Source organism: Gelidimonas denitrificans, assembly GCF_055694065.1.
Genome location: NZ_CM146350.1, coordinates 3,465,480 through 3,487,875 on the forward strand (window position 1 = coordinate 3,465,480; position 22,396 = coordinate 3,487,875).

The 22,396-nt window shown below is 58.5% G+C and carries 18 protein-coding genes; 14 read left to right on the plus strand and 4 right to left on the minus strand.

The window, feature by feature from the left end; all coding sequences use genetic code 11:
- Window positions 1–178: 178 nt before the first annotated feature.
- The 3 genes from FKCLFG_RS16085 to FKCLFG_RS16095 all read left to right on the plus strand — a co-directional run bounded on the left by FKCLFG_RS16085 (window position 179) and on the right by FKCLFG_RS16095 (window position 3,767).
- Window positions 179–817: an MlaC/ttg2D family ABC transporter substrate-binding protein gene (locus FKCLFG_RS16085; protein WP_472614072.1), complete on the plus strand. Its 639-nt coding sequence runs from the start codon at window positions 179–181 to the stop codon at window positions 815–817.
- A 127-nt stretch (window positions 818–944) separates the two neighbouring features.
- The gene (locus FKCLFG_RS16090) at window positions 945–2,144 is read left to right on the plus strand and encodes an AAA family ATPase (protein ID WP_472614073.1); all 1,200 of its coding nucleotides are present in this window, start codon (window positions 945–947) and stop codon (window positions 2,142–2,144) included.
- 462 nt (window positions 2,145–2,606) lie between these two features.
- Entirely contained in the window at window positions 2,607–3,767 is a 1,161-nt protein-coding gene (locus tag FKCLFG_RS16095; protein WP_472614074.1) for a cytochrome P450, read from the plus strand.
- Between the two features lie 270 nt (window positions 3,768–4,037).
- On the opposite strand, the gene FKCLFG_RS16100 is transcribed toward FKCLFG_RS16095, so the two are convergent.
- From FKCLFG_RS16100 to FKCLFG_RS16110, 3 genes are all read right to left on the minus strand, one after another.
- On the minus strand, window positions 4,038–4,688 hold the full coding sequence (locus FKCLFG_RS16100) for a hypothetical protein (RefSeq protein ID WP_472614075.1): 651 nt from the start codon (window positions 4,686–4,688) through the stop codon (window positions 4,038–4,040).
- A gap of 488 nt (window positions 4,689–5,176) precedes the next feature.
- A complete protein-coding gene (locus tag FKCLFG_RS16105) occupies window positions 5,177–8,041 on the minus strand; it encodes an adenosylcobalamin-dependent ribonucleoside-diphosphate reductase (protein WP_472614076.1) in 2,865 nt (954 codons plus the stop codon).
- 37 nt (window positions 8,042–8,078) lie between these two features.
- Window positions 8,079–8,390: a hypothetical protein gene (locus FKCLFG_RS16110; RefSeq protein ID WP_472614077.1), complete on the minus strand. Its 312-nt coding sequence runs from the start codon at window positions 8,388–8,390 to the stop codon at window positions 8,079–8,081.
- A gap of 84 nt (window positions 8,391–8,474) precedes the next feature.
- Between FKCLFG_RS16110 and FKCLFG_RS16115 the strand changes: the two genes are divergently transcribed.
- Together FKCLFG_RS16115 and FKCLFG_RS16120 are read left to right on the plus strand one after the other, a co-directional pair.
- Complete coding sequence (locus tag FKCLFG_RS16115; RefSeq protein ID WP_472614078.1) at window positions 8,475–9,296, plus strand: SDR family oxidoreductase; 822 nt, start codon at window positions 8,475–8,477, stop codon at window positions 9,294–9,296.
- Window positions 9,286–10,077 (plus strand): helical backbone metal receptor, encoded by a 792-nt coding sequence (locus tag FKCLFG_RS16120; protein ID WP_472614079.1) that lies wholly within the window; start codon window positions 9,286–9,288, stop codon window positions 10,075–10,077. The genes FKCLFG_RS16115 and FKCLFG_RS16120 overlap by 11 nt, the downstream gene beginning before the upstream one ends.
- Before the next feature lie 198 nt (window positions 10,078–10,275).
- On the opposite strand, the gene FKCLFG_RS16125 is transcribed toward FKCLFG_RS16120, so the two are convergent.
- Window positions 10,276–11,343, minus strand: a complete 1,068-nt coding sequence (locus FKCLFG_RS16125) for an MBL fold metallo-hydrolase (protein WP_472614080.1) — start codon at window positions 11,341–11,343, stop codon at window positions 10,276–10,278.
- A gap of 108 nt (window positions 11,344–11,451) precedes the next feature.
- On the opposite strand from FKCLFG_RS16125, the gene FKCLFG_RS16130 reads away from it, so the two are divergent.
- The 9 genes from FKCLFG_RS16130 (at window position 11,452) to FKCLFG_RS16170 (ending at window position 22,395) form a co-directional block, all read left to right on the plus strand.
- The gene (locus FKCLFG_RS16130; protein WP_472614081.1) at window positions 11,452–11,907 is read left to right on the plus strand and encodes a MerR family transcriptional regulator; all 456 of its coding nucleotides are present in this window, start codon (window positions 11,452–11,454) and stop codon (window positions 11,905–11,907) included.
- A gap of 145 nt (window positions 11,908–12,052) precedes the next feature.
- Complete coding sequence (locus FKCLFG_RS16135) at window positions 12,053–12,490, plus strand: PaaI family thioesterase (RefSeq protein WP_472614082.1); 438 nt, start codon at window positions 12,053–12,055, stop codon at window positions 12,488–12,490.
- A 61-nt stretch (window positions 12,491–12,551) separates the two neighbouring features.
- Complete coding sequence (locus FKCLFG_RS16140) at window positions 12,552–13,736, plus strand: isovaleryl-CoA dehydrogenase (RefSeq protein WP_472614083.1); 1,185 nt, start codon at window positions 12,552–12,554, stop codon at window positions 13,734–13,736.
- 269 nt (window positions 13,737–14,005) lie between these two features.
- Complete coding sequence (aceK, locus tag FKCLFG_RS16145; protein ID WP_472614084.1) at window positions 14,006–15,769, plus strand: bifunctional isocitrate dehydrogenase kinase/phosphatase; 1,764 nt, start codon at window positions 14,006–14,008, stop codon at window positions 15,767–15,769.
- 287 nt (window positions 15,770–16,056) lie between these two features.
- On the plus strand, window positions 16,057–17,238 hold the full coding sequence (locus FKCLFG_RS16150; RefSeq protein WP_472614085.1) for an acetyl-CoA C-acetyltransferase: 1,182 nt from the start codon (window positions 16,057–16,059) through the stop codon (window positions 17,236–17,238).
- Window positions 17,239–17,321: 83 nt separating this feature from the next.
- Window positions 17,322–18,449 (plus strand): acyl-CoA dehydrogenase family protein, encoded by a 1,128-nt coding sequence (locus tag FKCLFG_RS16155; RefSeq protein ID WP_472614086.1) that lies wholly within the window; start codon window positions 17,322–17,324, stop codon window positions 18,447–18,449.
- A gap of 20 nt (window positions 18,450–18,469) precedes the next feature.
- Window positions 18,470–18,946: a YchJ family protein gene (locus FKCLFG_RS16160; protein ID WP_472614087.1), complete on the plus strand. Its 477-nt coding sequence runs from the start codon at window positions 18,470–18,472 to the stop codon at window positions 18,944–18,946.
- A 23-nt stretch (window positions 18,947–18,969) separates the two neighbouring features.
- On the plus strand, window positions 18,970–20,685 hold the full coding sequence (locus FKCLFG_RS16165; RefSeq protein ID WP_472614088.1) for an AMP-binding protein: 1,716 nt from the start codon (window positions 18,970–18,972) through the stop codon (window positions 20,683–20,685).
- A 102-nt stretch (window positions 20,686–20,787) separates the two neighbouring features.
- Complete coding sequence (locus FKCLFG_RS16170; protein WP_472614089.1) at window positions 20,788–22,395, plus strand: carboxyl transferase domain-containing protein; 1,608 nt, start codon at window positions 20,788–20,790, stop codon at window positions 22,393–22,395.
- Window position 22,396 lies beyond the last annotated feature (1 nt).

Genomic DNA, 22,396 nt, shown 5'->3' on the forward strand with positions numbered 1-22,396 from the left:
ACTCAACTCCAGTTCAACGCCAATTCGCCGCGCCGCCGACAAGTGCGCCGCAGTTTGCGACGCCACGCGAATGACGCAAGAAAGCTTCAAGCTGCCAAATAATCGATCTTCGATCGTGATAAAGTCAAATTTGGCATCCAATGGAATAGTTTCAATTTTCGACCACCACGAGGAACTTATGAAAATCTTAAGAAGAATTTTGGCGCTTATCCTGACGCTCGGCAGCCTGGCATTCGCCCAACAGGTCGCTGCGCAGGAAGCCCCGGATGTGCTGGTCAAACGGATCAGTCAGGAAGTCCTGGATCTGGCCAAGGCGGACCCGGAAATTCAGGCCGGCAACCAAAAACGGGTGCGCGACTTGGTGGAAGCCAAGATTTTGCCGCACGTCGATTTCCCCCACATGACGGCCCTGGCCTGCGGCCCCGATTGGAACCAGGCAACGCCGGAACAACAAAAACAACTGACGAGCGAATTCCGCGCGCTGCTGGTCTACACCTACTCCGGCGCGATTTCGCAAATCAAGGATCAGAAAGTCACGTTCAAGCCGATGCGCGCCGATCCGGCTAACGTGGAAGTCCGGTCCACGGTGGCGCAGCCGCGCGGCGAGTCAATGCCGCTCAACTATCGCCTTGAAAAACTGGCGGACGGCTGGAAAATTTATGACATCAATATTCTGGGCGCCTGGCTGGTAGAGACTTACAAAAGCAGCTTTACCGCCGAAATCAGCAAAAGCGGCATCGATGGCTTGATCAAGGTTCTTTCAGACAAGAACAAGAAGCTGGCGGACAGCGCCGCGAAAGTTTCGAAACCCGGTTGATTGCTGCGCATGTTCCGAGCTGCTGAAGCCTGCTGCGAAAAAACAGTGATCGACCGACAGAATCGGAAATGTACAGAGTTTAGCAAAGTTATGTAAGATTCATAAACTTCGTAACTTTGGTATAAACATGGACCCTATTCTGAACCCTTATGCACCTGGTGCGGGTAGCCCGCCTCCTGAACTTGCTGGTCGCAGTGCTATAAGAGAGCGCGTCAGGGTATGCGTCGAACGACTCCGACACGGCAAGCAAACCAAGAGCGTAATGATGATTGGCCTGCGCGGTGTCGGAAAGACCGTGCTGCTTGATCAAATGCGGAACGATGCAGAAAAAAATGGCATCCATACCATCCGGATCGAAGCCCCTGAGGGTCGTTCGCTTCCCGCGCTTCTTGCGCCGCAGCTTCGGCTCGCCCTACTCCGCCTGAGCCGAATCGACGCCGCAAAGGATCATGCGATCAGAGGCCTTAGGGCTCTGGCAGGCTTTGCGAGCAAACTGAAAGTCACCTACAACGACATTGAAGTTGGCCTGGATTACGAGTCTGAACCTGGCTTAGCCGACAACGGATACCTCGAAGGCGATCTGACGGCGTTGCTGGAGCAGGTTGGCATCGCTGCACGGGAAGCTAAAACCGTTTTAGTTCTTTTTATAGACGAGCTTCAGTATGTCCCGGAAGCACAGATGGCGGCCCTGATTTCAGCCCTTCACCGTTGCGCGCAAAGCCAACTTCCCGTCACCGTTGTAGGGGCAGGCCTGCCGCAACTCAGAGGCCGAATGGGCGAAGCCAAATCCTATGCAGAGCGGCTTTTCGACTTCCCAGAGATTGGGCCGTTGAACAAAACCGATGCCAAGGAAGCGATCGTCAAACCCGCAGAAAAAGAAGCGGTTGAAGTACTGGATGAGGCTGTCGATCTCATCGTCGCGAAAACCCAGGGCTATCCGTATTTTTTGCAGGAATGGGGAAAACACGCTTGGGATATTGCGCAACGGAGCCCGATCACGGAGCAGGATGTTGCCGACGCTTCGCAAGAAGCCGTTGCAGCTCTCGATGAGAGTTTTTTCCGCGTTCGCTTCGACCGGCTCACTCCAGGCGAGAAAAAATATCTGCGTGCCATGGCTGCGCTAGGACAAGGCCCACACAGATCAGGCGATATTGCGGATCAACTCGGACGATCCGTCCAATCCTTTGGCCCGACCCGTAGCAATCTGATCCTGAAAGGCATGATTTGGAGCCCAACCCATGGCGACACAGCGTTCACCGTGCCACTGTTCGACGAGTTCATGAAGCGGATCATGCCCGGAGACGATTGGAAAAATGGGGTTGCATGAAGACCCTTTTGTGCATAGTTTCTACCGCGCCGCATCAAGGCCGTAGCATCCAACCGTAGCGCCGCATGCTGACATTCGCAAAGAGGATGAATTGCGCGGTCCAGCCTTCATGGTTTTTTAAAACAGGTGGGGTATCGCTTAAAACAGGCATTCTTCCGCATGTATCACATGCGGTATTAAAAAATACACTTGTAGGTAGGCGTAGGAACATGCGGTGCAATGCGCTGCGCTTATTGCACCCTACGAATTGCACCCTACGCATTGCGCCTTACCGCCTTGATGCAGCGTTAGCCCGCCGGCACGGCAGTTTATTGGGACGGTTTCGGCACCGCCGGCGCGCAACGCTTGAAACCGAGCAAAATATTCATGAAATTCAAAAAGCGGCTTTACCGCAATCGGCGGACATCGTCCAAACCCGTTACGCTTTAGAATATGCGAATATATATCACATGAAGATACATTATGAATGACGAGTTGAAGCCTGATTGGGATGCACGGTCTGACGCGGTACTTGACGACCAGATCGCCGCCTACGATGCCATGCGCCAACGCTGCCCGGTGGCACACAGTGATTATCTGCACTGGTCCTTGTTCCGGCATGACGATGTGCTGCGCGTGCTGAACGACCACCAGACTTTCAGCAGTGCCGCCTCCACGCATCTTTCCGTGCCCAATGGCATGGATCCTCCGCAGCACACCGACTACCGGCGCATTATCGAGCCGTATTTCAGCCCGCAGCGGATGGATGCGTTCGCACCACGGTGTCGGGATATCGCCGTCAATCTGGTACTCAGCCTGCCCGCAGACGGCGAAACCGAGTTGATGGCAGCGCTGGCCCAGGACTTTGCGCTGCAGCTCCAATCGGCCTTTCTGGGCTGGCCGGCGGCCATCCACGAGCCGCTGCGCGAATGGACCCGCAAGAACCATGAAGCCACGCTGGCCAGGGACAAAATAGCGATGGGCGAAGTTGCTCTTGAATTTGACGGCTATATCAAGGACTTGCTCACCGTGCGCCGCGAGGCCGGCTCCGATGCCCCCGACGACATTACCACCAGCCTGCTGCGGGAGCGGATAGGCGACAGGCTGCTTGGCGATGATGAAATTGTCAGCATCTTGCGCAACTGGACGGTAGGGGAACTGGCCACCATGGCTGCCTGCGTCGGCATCCTAGCGCACTATCTGGCCGAGCATCCTGAACTTCAGCAGCAATTGCGGCAGCAAACGTCGTTATTGCCCGTTGCAATTGATGAAATATTGCGGATACATGCACCGCTTATCGCCAACCGCCGGGTAACCACCAGGCCGGTGGAGATCGGCGGCCACCAGCTAGCCGCTGGCGAACGCATAACTGTTATCTGGGCTTCGGCCAACCGGGACGAAGCGGTCTTTGGCAACCCCGATGCATTCCGGCTCGACCGCGATCCGGCGCAAAACCTGCTGTACGGTGCCGGCATCCACGTTTGCCCGGGTGCCCCTCTGGCCCGGCTGGAACTGCGCATTATCATGGAAGAGCTGCTGAAAGGTACCAGCCTGATTGCCCTGGTGCCGGGCAAGGAAGCGGTAAGAGCGGTTTATCCCGCCAGCGGGTTTTCTGCGCTGCCGCTGCGGATCAAGACGATTTAAGGCAATCCGATCACGACCGGAGGGCGCAATAAGCGCAGCGCAGCGCATTGCGCCGCATGCTGACAGCGCAGGGATTACGAGTTGCGTTGCCCTGCCCAGCCTTCATGGCTTTATAAAACAGGTGGAGTATCACTTAAAACAGGCATTTTTCCGCATGCATCACATGCGGCATTAAAAAATACACTTGTAGGTATGCGTAGAACATGCGGCGCAATGCGCTACGCTTATTGCGCCCTACGAATTGCGCCTTACGGCCTTGCGTTGCTACTGTCACATTTCTTTCTCAAGCAAAAGATTGTCCAGTTGCCGCGGCGTCAGTTCAATCTCGTAACCGTCTTTAATCGCGTCGCGCAGATCCAAACATTTCCAGCAGAATGCTTCATAAGCCTCATCACTCTCAGGAGCGCTCGTCGACGGCTGCGGTCTTAACGACTTCGGTATGTCATATTTTCTGATCGAATTTTGAGCACGCGAATCGTAAATGAAAAATAATTTTTTAAAATGGAAATGAAGGTACTTTGACGCGAATGATCGGTTGTCTTTACCGGTTACTCCTCCGATGGTATCCACCAGCTTCTTATGCACATTTAATATGATCGGTAAATTTTGAGCTGTCACTCTCTTAAATCCGCGAACCTGATCAAGCAATTTATCGAGTTTTGCCGCCTTTAGTGCCGGGATTATGTTGTCCCAATAAAACTTTCCATCATCAGGATCGTGCCCAGCGCCCCGCTCTAAGGACGCAGAATACGTCCTACCAATAATGCACACTTTGGCGTATATCTCCTCAGCCTTTGCATGCTCCGGATACTTGTCTACCATTTGATATAAAACGTCATTCAATACGTCACTGCCTTTCAGTTTAGTTGCGTTAATAATTGTTGCTTTTTTTATTATTTGCTCATGACCAATATCAGACATGTTTTATGTTTTTCCTAAAAATGGTCGCGACTTGCGTTGCCATCGTGTGAAGGTAGGCTCTGACCTTAAAGTTTATGATAGAGAAATGTTTTATTTCAGAAATATTATAGTTTAATCACATCGCCTGCATTTTCTGACGTCACCGCTCAAAGAGTGGCAGCACGTAGGGCGGAAAAGCGCAGCGCCTTCCGCCGCATGTATCCGCTAATTGCGTATGCGATCCGAAATTCCTGCACCCCCTCGGCCGGATGCCCGCGCACTACGGATATCATTTTTCGCACAAAATGGAATATGTCACCCAGGTGCCGGACGCGCATCATTGGGCATTGCCGGATTTTTGGATGTTTATACGGCGGAAGGCGCTGCGCTTTTCCGCCCTACGGTGTATGGCTTACGGCACTACACCTTTTCTCAAGCACAAAACAAACCCCGGTGATCGCTCACCGGGGTTTGTTTTATTTACGAGCAGCTTATGGAGTAACCCACACTCAACCGCAACTCCCAATCGCCCCGCAAGCCGTACAAAAATCACATCCATCCTTCTTGATCACTGTGCTGTTGCCGCATTCCGCGCACAGGCGGCCGGCCATCGTGGTGCTTGCTTTGGGCTGGTGGGTGGGTTCGTCGGTGACTACGCCCATCGCGTTGACCGGGGTGCCGGCTTCGGTCAGGATGCCCAGCATCGCGTAGCGGTGGATCACCAGTTGCGCGACGTAGGCCACGGTGGATGGATAGCTGGACTGCTTTTCGCTGCCCGGGATGCGCGCCAGGAAGTCGCCGCGCGGTTCCGCGTAGTTGAGCAGTTTGCGCAGCTTCATGCCGATCCAGGCCGGATCGATCACCCGCATGTCGAGACTGAGCAGCTTGCACAGGCCGTCCAGCGCGCGCGGGTAGGCACCGGTCAGCCACATGCTGTATGGACGGCGGGTGCCGTCCGGCATTTGCAATTCTTTCAGCATCAGCACGAAATCGTCTTCGGTGGATGGATTCCTGACGTCAGCCACCCAGGCCAGCGTGCCGTCGGTGCCGGTCTTCGGCTCGTGCGGCGCAAACAGCGCATTCAGCACCGGACTAGGGTCGCCATCCCGGGCGTCGAGCGCGCCTAATTGGTTGTAGCGCCATTCCAGCAGCTGGGCCAGCGCGGCGGTGGTGCTGGGCACTTGCGCCATGGCACCGTTCGGTGGCATCGGCATTTGGAAGCCTTCGCCGTAAGCATGCGTGAGCACCGAAAGTTTCTTGCGCAGCCAGCCGCGATCGTTGGCGCGCATGTCGGTCGACAAAGTTTTGGCGATTGCATCCAGGCCGCGTGGCGGTTGGCCGCCCAGCACCCAAACTTCAAACGGCACATCGGCCTGGTCCGACACCGCCACCGCGAAATCGCCTTGCGGAGAGCGGATGGTGGCGCTGACCCAGCCGGACGTGCCGGCCGGCAAACCTGGACGCGACGGCCAGCGCAACGAGGCCAGCGGCGGCGACATCGCAACTTCGGTCAGCACCAGCCGCTTGTCTTGTTCCGACAGCGTGATCGGCTGCGGGGTACTGACTTCCGCTGTGGTGGCAGTGGCCGCAGCGGGGACCGACAATACCGCGCCCAGCACACTGTTGGGACGATAGGTGGTGATGCCTTTGAGACCCTTGCGCCAGGCTTCCATGTACAGATTCTTGAACTCGACATACGGATAATCGGCCGGCACGTTGACGGTCTTCGAAATCGCGGCATCGACGTAGGGCGCGACTTCGGCCACCATCAGCATGTGGTCGGTGGCGGAAATTTCCAGCGCCGAGATGAACGCCGGTGGTAGTTGGTCGACATCGTGGCCGAGCGCACGATACATCCGGTACGCGTGGTCTTCCACCGTGTAATCCTTCTTGGAGCCGTCGGCCATGCGCTTCATGCGGTTGTAAAACCACGAAAACGCCGGCTCGATGCCGTTCGATGCATTGTCGGCAAACGCCAGCGAAATGGTGCCGGTCGGCGCAATCGACGTCAGATGCGAGTTGCGGATGCCGTGGGTGCGGATCGCGTCCTTGAGCGCGTCCGGCAGGCGCGCAGCGAAGCCGCCTTGCAGATATTTATCGGCGTCCAGCAGCGGAAATGCGCCGCGTTCCTTGGCCAGATCGACCGAGCCGAAATAGGCGGCGTCGCGCATTTCGCGGGCGATGTCCGCGGACAGTGCGCGCCCTTGTTCGGAGTCGTAACGCAAGCCCAGCATGATCAGGGCGTCGCCCAAACCGGTAAAGCCCAGACCCAGGCGACGCTTGGCTTCGGCTTCTTTCGCCTGTTCTTCCAGCGGCCACTTGGTGGCGATCAGAACGTTGTCGAGCATGCGCACCGCAACTTTGGTCACGCGTGACATCAAGGCGAAATCGAACGCCGCTTCGGGCGTAAACGGCGCGGTGACATAAGCGGTCAGATTCAAGCTGCCCAGGCAGCAGCAACCGTAGTCCGGCAGCGGCTGTTCGCCGCACGGGTTGGTGGCTTCGATGGTTTCGCAGTACGACAGATTGTTTTCGGCATTGATGCGGTCCATGTACAGCACGCCCGGTTCGGCCGCGGCGTAGGTGCTTTGCATGATCAAATCCCACACTTCACGCGCTTGCACGGTGCGGTATACCCACAAACCGTCGGCGCGCAGATAGGCGCCGTTTTGCTTGAGTTCGGCATTCGGCTCGTTGATGTGCGCCAGTTCGAACGGCAAATCGGCCTCCACCGCTTGCATGAAGGCATCGGTGACGCCGACCGAGACGTTGAAGTTGTTCAGTTGGCCACGTTCTTGCTTGACGGTGATGAAGTCGAGCACGTCCGGATGGGTCACGTTGACCACCGCCATTTGCGCACCGCGACGGGCGCCGGCCGATTCCACCGTTTCGCACGAGCGGTCAAATACTTTCATGTAGGAAATTGGACCGGACGCGCTGCTGCCGGTACCCTTGACCAGCGCGCCCTTGGGCCGGATCGCGGAAAAATTGTAGCCGACGCCGCCGCCGCGCCGCATGGTTTCGGCCGCTTGCGCCAGCGCGGTATAAATGCCGGGCTTGCCGCCGACGCGCTCGGTGATCGAGTCGCCGACCGGCTGCACGAAACAATTGATCAGGGTGCTCTGCAAATCGGTGCCGGCGGCGCTGTTGACGCGTCCGGCCGGGATGAAGCCATGCTGCATTGCCCACAGGAATTCATCGGCGTGTCTCTTGCGCTGTTTGCCTTCCTCGACTTGCGCCAGCGCTTTCGCCACCCGCGCGCGGACTTCATCGATGCTGGTTTCGCCGCCCTTGGCGTATTTTTCTATCAACACTTCGGTGGAAATGACTTGCGGCTCGGCCAGCGCGATGGCGGTGTTTTCCAGTTTTTGCATGCTTGACTCCTTGGTGCCGGCGGCTATGCGCCGGACGTTAATCTGAATGAGGTAATGGATATTGCAATAGCGTGTCTGTGGTGCGTCGGGTGCGTCCAGATGCGATGGTTGCCATTGGAAAAAGGTATTTGTTGCGACCGGTTTTCACTCTCTGAAAACACCTGCGGTGCAGGTTTTGGTGGATCGTATTATCCCCCAATTTAAGCAGCTTCTGCAACCTAAACAACACATACAGTAAAAATTTTATAATCACTACTAGATATAGTGGTATGGCGGAAATTCCGCTGACGCCCGCACAGGCCGCCGCACGCACGGGTGCAAGCGCCAGTTTACCAAATTTTTCCGTCATCCAGCGGCGCTGGTCCGCAACACAACCGCGGGCGGTGCGCTACTATTTGCAAAAATTACACACCATGTATTTCAGGAAATTGCCATGACACATGTCTTCATTACCGGCGCATCGAGCGGCATCGGGGCCGCCTTGGCGCGCGAATATGCGGCGCAGGGCGCGGCGCTGGGCCTGGTCGCCCGGCGCGGGCCGGCGCTGGCGCAGCTGATCGCCAGCTTGCCCAACCCGCAACGGCATCGCAGTTATGCGCTGGACGTGACCGACCATGCGGCCCTGGCTGCGGCCGCGCAGGATTTCATCGTCTACGCGAACACCGCCGGGGTCGAGATCGTGATCGCCAGCGCCGGCATCTCGCAAGGCACGCTGACCGAATACGCGGAGGATTTCGCCATATTCGAGCGCATCATGGCGGTCAATCTGAATGCGACGGTAGCCACCTTCGCGCCGTTCATCGCCGGCATGCGGCGGCAGGCGCAGTCGGGCCGGCGCGCTTGCCGGCTGGTCGGGATCGGCAGCGTGGCCGGCATCCGCGGTTTGCCGGGCGCGGAAGCGTACAGCGCATCGAAGGCCGCCGTGATCAGCTATTGCGAATCGCTGCGGCTGGAGCTGCAGCCGAGCGGAATCCGGGTCGTGACCATTTCGCCCGGCTATATCGATACCCGGATGACCCAGGCCAACCACTATCGGATGCCGTTCCTGATGCCGGCGGCCAGCTTTGCGGCGGCGGCGCGGACGGTGATTGACGCCGGCACCAGCTATCGGGTCATTCCATGGCAAATGGGCGTGGCGGCCAAACTGTTGCGGCTGATGCCGAACTGGCTGTATGACTGGATTTTTGCCAGGGCGCCGCACAAGGCGCGCGCAACGATCGCAGACCCAGCCGCTGGAGCCGATCATGCTGATTGATGCGGTGGGACGGGCGCATGCGGCAGTTGCAGCAGATGCACAACCGCGCATCGTCAGTCTGGTGCCGTCGATCACCGAATTGTTATGCGACCTGGGACTGGCGCACCGGCTCGTCGGGCGCACCGGGTTTTGCATCCATCCGAAAGAGCTGCTGCGCGCCATTCCAAAAATCGGCGGCACCAAAGATGTCAATATTGAAAAAATCCGTGCGCTAAAGCCGACGCATCTGATCGTCAACATCGATGAAAACGAGAAGCCGACGGTCGAGACGCTGTCCGCCTTCATCCCGCACGTGATCGTCACGCACCCGCAAACTCCACGCGACAACCTGGAGCTGTACCGGTTGCTGGGCGGCATTTTCGGCGCTGCCTCGCAGGCTGATTGCCTGTGCCGCGCATTCGAGCACGCCTATGCTGAACTGGCGGCGCGGCCCAGCCAAGATGCGCGCACCGTGCTGTATTGCATCTGGAAAGACCCGTGGATGACGGTGTCGGAAGATACTTATATCGCCAACATGCTGGCGCAGATCGGCTGGCAGGTGTGGCAAGCGCCGCAGTCGGATGCGCGCTATCCGGTGTTCGACTGGAAGCCGGCTGTAGTTGATGCGATCGACGCGGTGCTGCTGTCGACCGAGCCGTACCGGTTTACAGAAGCGCATGTCGATGCGCTGGAGCGCCAGATCGGCAAGCCGGTGCAATTGGTCGATGGCGAAATGCTGTCGTGGTACGGCAGCCGGGCGATTGCCGGCTTGCGCTATCTGAATACGCTGGCAGAACTGTAGGTCGGAAAAGCGTAGGTCGGAAAAGCGCAGCGCCTTCCGACAATCAAGACGCAACGTCGGAAGGCGCTGCGCTTTTCCGACCTACGTTTCTACGCCTCAAATATAGGAGTATGCCAAAAAACCATGCCATTACTGCATATATTCATTGCAGCATCAATTTATACAATGCCTAGTAACGTGGTGCGGGTTGCACCCGCCCTACAGCGCTGTTCCCGCCACTGCCTGAAACCGATAAATCCCATCGTCGCCGACCGTGCGCTGCAGGCTGCCGTCAAACCACAGCAGATGCAAATGCGCCAGCGCCTCGCCCAGCGCGAAGCTCAACTGATGCGAATCGAGCGGACGCTGGAACATGATCGGCACGATCTCGGCGGCGGATTTCGGCTTGGCGCAAGCGGCCAGCACTTCGGCCAAACGGGCCTGGTGATGCTCGCTCAACTGCGCAATGCGGGTCGCCAGGCCGCGAAAAGGTTTGCCGTGGCTGGGTAGCACCAGCGTGTCGGCTGGCAGTGTCAGGTACTTCTGCAATGAGTCCAGATATTCCCGCACCGGATTGGATTCCGGCTCGACCGCAAACACCGAGACATTGGTCGAAATGCGCGGCAACACCATGTCGCCGGCAATCAGCAGCGCATCCTCGGCGCAGGCCAGCGCCGCATGTTCGGGCGAATGGCCGAAGCCGGTAATCACGCGCCAGTCGCGGTTGCCGATGCGCACGTTCTGGCCTTCCCGCAGGCGGTGGTAGGCGGCGGGCATCGCCGGCACCAGCGTCGGGTAATAACTCTTGCGGCCCTGCAAAGTCTCCAGCATTACCGGATCGATCAAGCCGTGCTGCTGGAAGTGCGGCAGCATCGCGGTGCCGTCCACGCCCGGCAGCGCGGCCGACATCATGCGCGCAAAGCTGTATTCGCCAGCCGTCATCCATAGCGGCGCATCCCAGCGGCTACACAGCCAGTCGGCCAGGCCGACGTGATCCGGATGGCAATGGGTGGCGATCACCCGCAGCACCGGCAAGCCGCGCAGTTGGGTAGCGAAGATCGCTTCCCAGTTGGCGCGGGTAGCGTCATTGGAGATGCCGCAATCGATGATGGTCCAGCCGGTTTCGCCCTGAAAAGTATCCTCCAGCAGCCACAGGTTGATGTGGTTCAGCGCGAACGGCAAACCCATGCGCAGCCAGTGCAGGCCCGGTGCAACTTCAAACAAGGTACCGGAGGCCGGCAAGCTGTCGCCGAACGGGTAATCGAGTTGTGCTTCCAGAGCATTCATGGCGGGCTTTCCTATTTTAGGATTTACACGATAGGCAATCTCGCCTATACAATGTGGTTGACGTTAACGTTAACTGCGATTCTAAACACAAATTCAACTTACCGCCTCATGCCGACCTATACCATCACCGAACTGGCGCGCGAATTCGACATCACGCCGCGCGCGATCCGCTTTTATGAAGACCAGGGTTTGATCAGCCCCGCACGCGAAGGCGCCGGCGGGCGCAGCCGGATCTACGCGGCGCGCGACCGCACCCGCCTGAAACTCACGCTGCGCGGCAAGCGCCTCGGCCTGACCCTGCAGGAAATCAAAAGCCTGGTGGACATGTACGAGTCGCCCAAGGACACCGCGGTCCAGACCCAGAGTTTCCTCGACGTGCTGACCCAGCACCGCAAGATGCTGGAGCAGCAGCGTGAAGACATCGCCGCCTCGCTGGCGGAAATCACCGCCCACGAAGCCGAATGCCGGCGCGTGCTGGCCGGCGGCAAGCCGGTCAAGGTCAAATCCAAAAAGAATGCGGCAGTGGCAAACGCCCCGGCGGCAAGCGCTGCCGCCGGCAAATGAGGCAATGAATCCGGCGCAAATAGTTGATCGAACATTGATCAGCGTTGAAATATAGTTGACGCTTACGTTAACGTAAACGTCAATTGCAGGTATTATTTGCGTTCAAATTTTGCGTTCCAATTTCCCAACAACCCCGGAGCACGCGATGCCAAAACCGATTTCATCCGAACCCGTGGCAACCCAGTTGGCGGCCAGTTTCGTGCAGCAAGGCGTGCTGATGGCGTGGAATGCGCGCCTGACCAGCGCGGCCGATGGCGCCTGCGAAATCGTGCTGCCGATGAGCGCGGCGGTGACTCAGCAGCACGGCTTTTTCCATGGCGGCGTAATCGGCACGCTGGCCGATGCGGCTGGCGGTTATGCGGCCAATACGCTGTTGATGCCAAGTCATGAATGCCTGTCGGCCGAATACAAGATCAATTTCGTCGCGCCCGGCATCGGCGACACCCTGATCGCACGCGGCAAAGTGCTGAAAGCCGGCAAGACGCTGGTGGTTTCCAGCGCCGAGGTCTTTGTAGTCAAAGATGGCGTGGAAAAACTCTGCGCGATCATGCAGCAAACCCTGTTTGTAATTCCTGTAAATTAATTTCTATAAATTAATTCTTATAGATTAACTTCTGTAAATTCCAATCCAACGTGAGGACGACATGCTCCATTTATCCGGCTTGAACTTTGACCACGGCGAAGATATCGCCGCGCTACGCGACACCATCGCCCAATTCGCGCAGGCTGAAATCGCGCCGCGCGCCGCTGAACTCGACCGCACTGACCAGTTCCCGATGGACCTGTGGAAAAAAATGGGCGACCTCGGCCTGCTCGGCATTACCGTCTCGGAAGAAGACGGCGGCATCGGCATGGGCTACCTGGCGCACATCATCGCGATGGAGGAAATTTCACGCGCCTCGGCTTCGGTCGGGCTGTCGTATGGCGCGCATTCAAATCTGTGCGTGAACCAGATCAAGCGCAACGGCACGCCCGAGCAAAAAGCCAAATACCTGCCGAAGCTGATCTCCGGCGACCATATCGGCGCGCTGGCGATGTCGGAGCCGAACGCCGGCTCCGACGTGGTCAGCATGAAGCTGCGCGCCGATCTGAAGGGCGACCGCTATGTACTGAACGGCAACAAGATGTGGATCACCAACGGCCCCGACGCCGATACGCTGGTGGTCTACGCCAAAACCGATCTGGAAGCCGGCCCGCGCGGCATGACCGCTTTCATCATCGAAAAAAGCTTCAAGGGTTTTTCGATTGCGCAAAAACTCGACAAGATCGGCATGCGCGGCTCGCACACTGGCGAACTGGTGTTCCAGGATTGCGAAGTGCCGGCGGAAAATATCCTCGGCGGCCTCGGGCGTGGCGTCAACGTGCTGATGTCAGGCCTCGATTTCGAGCGCACCGTGTTGTCGGGCGGGCCGCTGGGCATCATGGTCGCCTGCATGGACGTGGTGGTGCCGTACATCCACGACCGCAAGCAATTCGGCCAGGCGATCGGCGAATTCCAGCTGATGCAGGGCAAGCTGGCCGACATGTATTCGACCATGATGGCCTGCAAGTCGTATGTATATGCAGTCGGCCAGGCCTGCGACCGGGCCAAAAATCCGGAAGCGGTGCGTGCGCTGCGCAAGGATGCGGCCGGCGCGATTCTGTATTCGGCTGAAAAAGCCACCTGGATGGCGGGCGAAGCGATCCAGGCCCTGGGCGGCAACGGTTACATCAACGAATATCCGGTCGGCCGCTTGTGGCGCGACGCCAAGCTGTACGAAATCGGTGCCGGCACCAGCGAAATCCGCCGCATGCTGATCGGCCGCGAATTGTTTGCCGAGACGATGTAAAAACAGGAAACAACAGCGCCGTAGGTGCGAATTTATTCGCACTAGTTCGCATGGAATAGCATCGGATAGTAAGGAGTGCGAATAAATTCGCACCTACGAATACGTGGCATCCTGATGGGAATAGTAGGGCGGGTGCAACCCGCACCGCTGGATCGCGCAAAAAGCGCGGGTTGCACCCGCCCACCTTATTGATGTTTTCCGTGGATGCCCAATAGTGCTAAATTAGCCAGTTACAAACCCATCACAGAACCGGCATCCGACACCACTCCATGAACGCATCCACCTTTCCCAAACTTTTATCGTCGCAAGTCGGCTACGACATGGCGCGCACCATGCTGGACGGCTTCGACAAGCATTACCGGCTATTCCAGGAAGCCAGCCAGACTGCGCGCCAGCGTTTCGAGGCGCAGGACTGGCATGGGATGCGCCAGTTGCAGCGCGACCGCATCGCGTTCTACGATGCCCGCGTCAAGGAAGCGGTGGAAATCCTGGAAGACGAGTACGACGCCGCCACGCTCGATGACGAAGTCTGGCAGCAGGTCAAGCTGCATTACATCGGCCTCCTGACCCGCTATCACCGGCCGGAGCTGGCCGAGACTTTCTACAATTCGGTGTTTACCCGGATGATGCACCGCTCGTATTACAACAACGATTTCATTTTCGTGCATCCGGCGGTGGCGACCGAATATATCGAAAACGACGAGCCGGCCAGCCGCCCGACTTACCGCGCCTATTACCCGATCCAGGACGGCTTCGCCAAAACCATAGCGCGCATCGTCAACAATTGTGCGATGGCAACGCCGTTCGAGGATTTGGAGCGCGATGCCGGCTGGGTGGTGCGCGCTTTCGAGGATGAATTCGGGCCGCCCGCAGCGGCCCAGAATTTTCAGATCCATGTGCTTAACGCGCTGTTTTACCGCAACAAGACCGCGTATGTGATCGGCCGCGTCATCGATGACGACAATGTGATCCCGCTGGCGCTGGCGATCCGGCACAACCCGGACGGCAGCCTGCGCATCGACACCGCGCTGTTTCGCGAGCAGGAACTGGCGATCGTATTCAGCTATACGCACGCTTATTTCCTGGTTGAAATGGAAGTTCCTTCGGCTTACGTGCAGTTCTTGCGCACGCTGATGCCGCGCAAACCCAAGGCCGAAATCTACACGTCGCTGGGCTTGCAAAAACACGGCAAGAACCTGTTTTACCGCGATTACCTGCACCACATGAAGCATTCCAGCGACGATTTCATCATCGCGCCCGGCATCAAGGGCTTGGTCATGCTGGTGTTTACCCAGCCGTCGTTTCCGTATGTGTTCAAGGTGATCAAGGATTATTTCCCGCCGCCGAAGGAAACCACGCGCGCCAAGATCGAGTCCAAATACAAGCTGGTCAAAGAGCATGACCGCGGCGGACGCATGGCCGATACGCTGGAGTTTTCGAATGTCGCCTTTCCCCTTAACCGCATGGATGAAGCGCTGCTGCACGAACTGCAAACGCACGCGCCGTCGCAGATAGAAATCATCGACAAGGAAGTTTTCATCAAGCATTGCTACATCGAACGCCGCATGACGCCGCTGAATATCTGGCTGCAGCAAGGCACCGATGCGCAAGTCGAGCACGGCATCATCGAGTACGGACTGGCGGTCAAGGAATTGATTTCCGCCAATATCTTCCCCGGCGACATGCTGTACAAGAACTTTGGCGTGACCCGCCACGGCCGGGTGGTGTTTTACGATTACGACGAGATCGAATACCTGACCGACTGCGTGATCCGCAAGGTGCCGGAAGCGCGCAACGAAGAGGAGGAAATGAGCGGCGAAACCTGGTACAACGTCGGCCCGCACGATATTTTTCCGGAAACCTACCGCACCTTCCTGCTGGGCGACGCGCGGGTGCGCAAGTATTTCCTGCAGCACCATCCCGACTTTTTCGATCCGGCCATGTGGCAGTCTTACAAAGACCAGTTGCTGGCCGGCCAGTACAGCGATGTTTTTCCGTATAAGCAGCAATCCCGTTTCATTAACCGGTATTGATGACATGTAATTTTTAGCGCCGTAGGATGGGTGAAACCCATCACGTAAGTTCGATATGCGATGGGTTTCACCCATCCTACGGTGCGCTTCATGTCTTGCATGCACCGTGAGCAACGTCAGTTAAGGATATAAAAAAACAGGGTGTATGCTTAAAAACAAGGTGTTGCCGCTTAGTTTCATTGCGGAATTAAAAAACACACCAGTCAGTACCTAGAACTGCAAACCTCCGCCACTGACAAACATCCGTATTTCGCGTAAGTCTTAATTTACTTTTAAAGAGGTGTCAAATGCATGATCCAATCGTAATCGTCGGCGCAGCACGTACTCCGTTGGGCGCCTTCCAGGGTGATTTTTCCTCTATTTCTGCCAATGAACTCGGCGCGGTCGCCATCAAGGCGGCAGTCGAGCGTTCGGGCGTCAATCCGGAATTGGTCGAAAACGTATTTTTCGGCAACTGCCTGATGGCGGGACAAGGCCAGGCGCCTGCGCGCCAAGCCTCGATCAAGGCTGGCTTGCCGCTGTCGGCGGGCGCGGTCACGATGTCCAAGATGTGCGGCTCGGCAATGCAGGCCGCGATTTTCGCGTTCGACACCATCACCGCCGGCACCAATGAAGTGATCGTCGCCGGCGGCATGGAATCGATGACCAACGCGCCGTATCTGATCCCGAAAGCGCGCGGCGGTTACCGCATCGGCCACGGCATGATTTATGACCACATGATGCTCGACGGACTGGAAGACGCCTACGAAAAAGGCCGCTCGATGGGCACTTTCGGCGAGGAATGCGCGGAGCAATATCAATTCACCCGCGAACAGCAAGACACCTTTGCGATGGAATCGGTGCGGCGCGCGCAGGCCGCTACCGCTGACGGCTCGTTCCAGTGGGAAATCGCGCCGGTCACCGTATCCGGTCGCGGCGGCGATGTGATTGTCGAAAAAGATGAAGGCCCGCTGAAAGCCAAGCTCGACAAAATCCCCAATCTGAAACCGGCGTTCAAGAAAGACGGCACCATCACCGCCGCCTCGTCTTCCTCGATCAACGACGGCGCTGCCGCGCTGGTGATGATGCGCGAATCGACTGCAAAAAAGCTCGGCTGCACGGTGCTGGCCCGGATGCTGGCGCACGCCACCCATTCGCAAGCGCCCAACGCTTTCGCCACCGCGCCGGTGGGCGCGATCGAAAAACTGTACAAGAAAGTCGGCTGGAGCACGGCGGACGTCGATCTGTTCGAGATCAATGAAGCGTTCGCCGTGGTGCCGATGGCCGCGATGAAAGAGCACGGCATTCCACGCGACAAGGTCAACGTGCACGGCGGCGCTTGCGCACTGGGCCACCCGATTGGCGCATCCGGCGCGCGCATCATCGTCACGCTGATCGGCGCGCTGAAAAAAACCGGCGGCAAACGCGGCGTCGCCAGCCTGTGCATCGGCGGCGGTGAAGCTACCGCGGTTGCAATCGAACTGGCGTAAATATTAAGTAGTGCAGGCCTGTCGTGCCTGCACTACTTAAATTCTATACAGGTTTCCAAAAATTTCACAAGGCAGCTCCCGACATGGTCTTATCCGAACAGCACCAAATGATCCGCGACGCATTGCGCGCATTTTCACAAGAACGCTTGCTGCCCAACGCGGCGCGCTGGGACAAGGAACATCATTTTCCGAAGGAAGAGTTGAAGGAACTGGCCGCACTCGGCGCGTTCGGCGTGGCGGTGCCGGAAGCGCTGGGCGGAGCCGGACTGGATTACCAGTCGCTGGCGCTAGTGCTGGAAGAAATCGCCGCCGGCGACGGCGGCACCTCGACCGTGATTTCGGTCAACAATTGCCCGGTATGCAGCATCGCGATGATGTACGCGAATGACGCGCAAAAAGAACAATTCCTGAAACCGCTGGCGCGCGGCGAGATGCTGGGCGCATTCTGCCTGACCGAGCCGCATACCGGCAGCGACGCCGCCGCCTTGCGCACCACCGCCAGCCCGGACGGCGATCATTACGTGATCAACGGCGTCAAGCAATTCATCACCAGCGGCAAGTACGCCGATGTCGCGATCGTGATGGCGGTCACCGACAAGGCGGCCGGCAAGAAGGGCATCAGCGCGTTCTGGGTCCCGACCGACACCCCCGGTTATATCGTGACCCGGCTGGAAGACAAGCTCGGCCAGCATTCGTCGGAAACCGCGCAAATCCTGTTCGAGAATTGCCGCGTTCCCCGTGAAAATCTGATCGGCGCAGAGGGCCAGGGCTACAAGATTGCGCTGTCCGGGCTCGAAGGCGGGCGCATCGGCATCGCCTCGCAAGCAGTCGGCATGGCGCGCGCCGCGTTCGAGGCCGCGCTGCTGTATGCGAAAGAACGCGAAAGCTTCGGCCAGCCGATCTTCAATCACCAGGCGGTGCAGTTCAGGCTGGCCGATATGGCGACCCAGATCGAAGCGGCGCGCCAGCTGATCCAGCACGCAGCCAGCATGAAAGATGCCGGATTGCCGTGCCTGAAGGAAGCGGCGATGGCCAAACTGTTCGCTTCCGAGATGGCGGAAAAAGTCTGCTCCGACGCGATCCAGATCCACGGCGGTTACGGTTATGTGAGCGATTTTCCGGTGGAGCGGATTTACCGCGACGTGCGGGTGTGCCAGATTTATGAAGGCACCAGCGATATCCAGAAGATTCTGATCGGCCGCGCGTTGTAAATCGTGACTGCGCAGATGCCATGAAAAAAAGCGATCAAGCCACCGCCATCGCCTGTCCTTGCGGCGGCGGCGCGTTTGCCGATTGCTGCGCGCCTTTCCTGTCAGGGGCGCAAGTGCCGCCGACTGCCGAGGCGCTGATGCGCTCGCGGTATACCGCCTACACGCTGCGCGACGACGCATATTTGCGTGCGACCTGGCATCACAGCACGCGCCCGGTGGCGGGATTATTCGATGACGAGGCGGGCTTGACCTGGCTCGGACTTACGGTAAAATCGCCGCTGAATTTACGTTTACGTAAACGTCAAGAAATGCGCCAAAAAACGCATAAAGAAGCACCTGAAGATACAGAACAGTGTGACGCCAGCGCAGACAGCGATACCGTGGAATTTGTTGCGCGTTACAAGATCGGTGGCCGCGCCCACCGCCTGCACGAGGTCAGCCGTTTCGTGCGGGAACAGGGGCGCTGGTTTTATGTTGATGGCAGTTTTCCGGAGTGATTGAATAGCATAGGACAAATCCAATGACGAACTTAACTAACTTAACCACCAGCTATGACCAAGGCGCACGCGACGGCGCCTTGATCGAACAGACTATCGGCGCTTTTTTCGACGCGATGGTGGCGCGCGTGCCGGACAGCGAAGCGCTGGTTTCCTGCCATCAAAACATCCGCTATACCTACCGCGAATTGCAGACCGAAGCCCGGCGGCTGGCTAGCGCGCTGCTGCAACTGGGCCTTCGGCATGGCGACCGCATCGGCATCTGGTCGCACAACAATGCGCAGTGGTTATTGACCCAACTCGCCACCGCCAATATCGGCGTGGTGCTGGTCAACATCAATCCCGCCTACCGCCTGGCCGAGCTGGAATACGCTCTCAACAAGGTCGGCTGCAAGGCCTTGATCGCGATGCCGGAATTCAAGAACAGCAACTATATCGAGATGATCCAGACCCTGGCGCCGGAGCTGGCCGATTGCGCGCCCGGCGCGCTCGATTCCGCGCGGCTGCCGGATCTGAAAACCGTGATCCACCTCGGTCAGCAGAACGTCCCCGGCATGCTGCGCTTTGACGATTTCATCGCCCGCGGCGACGCGCAGGATGCGCGGCTGGCGCAAGTCGCCGCCACGCTGGACGCCCGCGATCCGATCAATATCCAGTTCACCAGCGGCACCACCGGCTTCCCCAAAGGCGCCACGCTGACGCACCGCAATATCCTGAACAACGGCTTCTTCGTCGGCGAGGCGATGCGCCTGACCGGCGCCGACCGGCTGTGCATTCCGGTGCCGCTGTACCACTGCTTCGGCATGGTGCTGGGCAACCTGGCTTGCCTGACGCATGGCGCTGCTATCGTCTATCCGAACGACGGCTTCGAACCGTTGTCGGTGCTGCAAGCGGTGCAGGACGAGCGCTGCACCGGTTTGCACGGGGTGCCGACCATGTTCATCGCGCTGCTCGATCATCCGCGCTTTGCCGAATTCGATCTGTCCATGTTGCGCACCGGCATCATGGCCGGCTCGCCATGCCCGATCGAAGTGATGAAGCGCGTGATGCGCGACATGCACATGGCCGAGGTCACGATTGCCTACGGCATGACCGAGACCAGTCCGGTCAGTTGCCAGAGCAATGCCGACACGCCGCTGGAACAGCGCGTGGCCACCGTCGGCCGGGTGCAGCCGCATCTGGAAGTCAAGATCGCCGATCCGGAATCGGGCAGCACCGCGGGCGCAACCGTGGACATCGGCGTCACCGGCGAACTGTGCACCCGCGGCTATTCGGTGATGCATGGTTACTGGGGCGATCCGGAAAAAACCCAAGAGGCGATCGACGCCGACGGCTGGATGCATACCGGCGACCTGGCCACCATGGACGCGCAAGGCTATGTCAACATCGTCGGCCGCATCAAGGACATGGTGATTCGTGGCGGCGAAAACATTTACCCGCGCGAGATCGAGGAATTCTTATACCGCCATCCGGCGATTCAGGATGTGCAGGTAGTCGGCGTGCCGGACCCGAAATACGGCGAAGAACTGTGCGCCTGGATCGTGCTGCGGCCCGGCGCAACGCTGAACGACGCGGAACTGCGGGCATTCTGCGACGGCCAGATCGCCTATTACAAGGTGCCGCGCTACATGCGCTTCGTCGATGCGTTCCCGATGACCATCACCGGCAAGGTGCAAAAATTCAAGATGCGCGAAATGATGAAAGAAGAACTCAAGCTGGACGAATCGAAGACCGCCTGATTCACGTAGGATGGGTGAAACCCATCGCCTATTGCACTTACAGGATGGGTTGCACCCATCCTACGAGTTACAACACAAGACACATAAAAAAAGGATGCGGCAATGCCCCAACTGACAAGCACACTGAATACCCGCTCGGACGATTTCAAGGCCAATGTGGCCGCGATGCAGATCATCGTCGATGACCTCAAAGCCAAGGTCGCCAAGATTGCCGAAGGCGGCGGCGAAGCGGCGCGCAAGAAGCACGTCGCCCGCGGCAAATTGCTGCCGCGCGAGCGGGTTCAGATGCTGCTCGATCCGGGCACGCCGTTCCTGGAGTTCTCGCAGCTGGCCGCGTTCGACATGTACCACAATGCCGCGCCGGCGGCCGGCGTGATCACCGGCATCGGCCGCGTGGCCGGGCAGGAATGCGTGATCGTCTGCAACGACGCCACCGTCAAGGGCGGCACCTATTACCCGATCACGGTCAAGAAACATTTGCGCGCGCAAGAAATTGCCGAGCAAAACAAGCTGCCGTGCATTTATCTGGTCGATTCCGGTGGCGCGAATCTGCCGAATCAGGATGAGGTGTTTCCCGACCGCGACCATTTCGGCCGCATCTTCTACAACCAGGCCAACCTGTCGGCCCAGGGCATTCCGCAAATCGCGGTGGTGATGGGTTCCTGCACCGCCGGCGGCGCGTATGTGCCGGCGATGAGCGACGAATCGATCATCGTCAAGGATCAGGGCACGATTTTCCTCGGCGGCCCGCCGCTGGTGAAGGCCGCTACCGGCGAAGTGGTGAGCGCCGAAGACCTGGGTGGCGCCGACGTCCATACGCGGCTGTCGGGCGTGGTCGATCACCTGGCGCAAAACGACCTGCACGCGCTGTCGATCGCGCGCACCATCGTCTCGAACCTGAACCGCCAGAAAAAGCACGAGATGGCATTGCGCGAACCAAGCGAGCCGAAGTTCGCCGCGCACGAGCTGTACGGCGTGATCCCGACCGACACCCGCAAACCGTTCGACGTGCGCGAAGTGATCGCCCGCATCGTCGACGACAGCGATTTCGATGAATTCAAGGCGCGCTACGGCACCACGCTGGTGTGCGGTTTCGCCCACATCCACGGCATGCCGGTCGGCATCATCGCCAACAACGGCATTCTGTTCAGCGAATCGGCGCTGAAAGGCACCCACTTCATCGAACTGTGCTGCCAGCGCAAGATTCCGCTGGTATTCCTGCAAAACATCACCGGCTTCATGGTCGGGCGCAAGTACGAAAACGAAGGCATTGCCCGCAACGGCGCCAAGATGGTGACCGCAGTGGCGACCGCCGCGGTGCCGAAATTTACCGTGATCATCGGCGGCAGCTTCGGCGCCGGCAATTACGGCATGTGCGGCCGCGCATTCTCGCCGCGCTTCCTGTGGATGTGGCCCAATGCGCGGATTTCGGTGATGGGCGGCGATCAGGCCGCTGGCGTCTTGGCCACCGTCAAGCGCGACGGCATCGAACTCAAAGGCGGCGAATGGAGCGCGGAAGAAGAAGCCGCCTTCAAGCAGCCGATCAAGGAGCAATACGAACACCAGGGCCACCCGTACTATGCATCGGCGCGGCTGTGGGACGACGGCGTGATCGATCCGGCCGACACCCGGATGGTGCTGGGACTGGGGCTATCGGCCGCGCTGAATGCGCCGATTGCCGATACTAAATTCGGCCTATTCAGGATGTGAG

What these genes read in the sequence shown, in the direction of transcription:
- FKCLFG_RS16085 (WP_472614072.1), top strand. Translation starts at nt 179, where the DNA reads ATGAAAATCTTAAGAAGAATTTTGGCGCTTATCCTGACGCTCGGCAGC.
- FKCLFG_RS16090 (WP_472614073.1), top strand. Translation starts at nt 945, where the DNA reads ATGGACCCTATTCTGAACCCTTATGCACCTGGTGCGGGTAGCCCGCCT.
- FKCLFG_RS16095 (WP_472614074.1), top strand. Translation starts at nt 2,607, where the DNA reads ATGAATGACGAGTTGAAGCCTGATTGGGATGCACGGTCTGACGCGGTA.
- FKCLFG_RS16100 (WP_472614075.1), bottom strand. Translation starts at nt 4,688, where the DNA reads ATGTCTGATATTGGTCATGAGCAAATAATAAAAAAAGCAACAATTATT.
- FKCLFG_RS16105 (WP_472614076.1), bottom strand. Translation starts at nt 8,041, where the DNA reads ATGCAAAAACTGGAAAACACCGCCATCGCGCTGGCCGAGCCGCAAGTC.
- FKCLFG_RS16110 (WP_472614077.1), bottom strand. Translation starts at nt 8,390, where the DNA reads ATGACGGAAAAATTTGGTAAACTGGCGCTTGCACCCGTGCGTGCGGCG.
- FKCLFG_RS16115 (WP_472614078.1), top strand. Translation starts at nt 8,475, where the DNA reads ATGACACATGTCTTCATTACCGGCGCATCGAGCGGCATCGGGGCCGCC.
- FKCLFG_RS16120 (WP_472614079.1), top strand. Translation starts at nt 9,286, where the DNA reads ATGCTGATTGATGCGGTGGGACGGGCGCATGCGGCAGTTGCAGCAGAT.
- FKCLFG_RS16125 (WP_472614080.1), bottom strand. Translation starts at nt 11,343, where the DNA reads ATGAATGCTCTGGAAGCACAACTCGATTACCCGTTCGGCGACAGCTTG.
- FKCLFG_RS16130 (WP_472614081.1), top strand. Translation starts at nt 11,452, where the DNA reads ATGCCGACCTATACCATCACCGAACTGGCGCGCGAATTCGACATCACG.
- FKCLFG_RS16135 (WP_472614082.1), top strand. Translation starts at nt 12,053, where the DNA reads ATGCCAAAACCGATTTCATCCGAACCCGTGGCAACCCAGTTGGCGGCC.
- FKCLFG_RS16140 (WP_472614083.1), top strand. Translation starts at nt 12,552, where the DNA reads ATGCTCCATTTATCCGGCTTGAACTTTGACCACGGCGAAGATATCGCC.
- aceK (WP_472614084.1), top strand. Translation starts at nt 14,006, where the DNA reads ATGAACGCATCCACCTTTCCCAAACTTTTATCGTCGCAAGTCGGCTAC.
- FKCLFG_RS16150 (WP_472614085.1), top strand. Translation starts at nt 16,057, where the DNA reads ATGCATGATCCAATCGTAATCGTCGGCGCAGCACGTACTCCGTTGGGC.
- FKCLFG_RS16155 (WP_472614086.1), top strand. Translation starts at nt 17,322, where the DNA reads ATGGTCTTATCCGAACAGCACCAAATGATCCGCGACGCATTGCGCGCA.
- FKCLFG_RS16160 (WP_472614087.1), top strand. Translation starts at nt 18,470, where the DNA reads ATGAAAAAAAGCGATCAAGCCACCGCCATCGCCTGTCCTTGCGGCGGC.
- FKCLFG_RS16165 (WP_472614088.1), top strand. Translation starts at nt 18,970, where the DNA reads ATGACGAACTTAACTAACTTAACCACCAGCTATGACCAAGGCGCACGC.
- FKCLFG_RS16170 (WP_472614089.1), top strand. Translation starts at nt 20,788, where the DNA reads ATGCCCCAACTGACAAGCACACTGAATACCCGCTCGGACGATTTCAAG.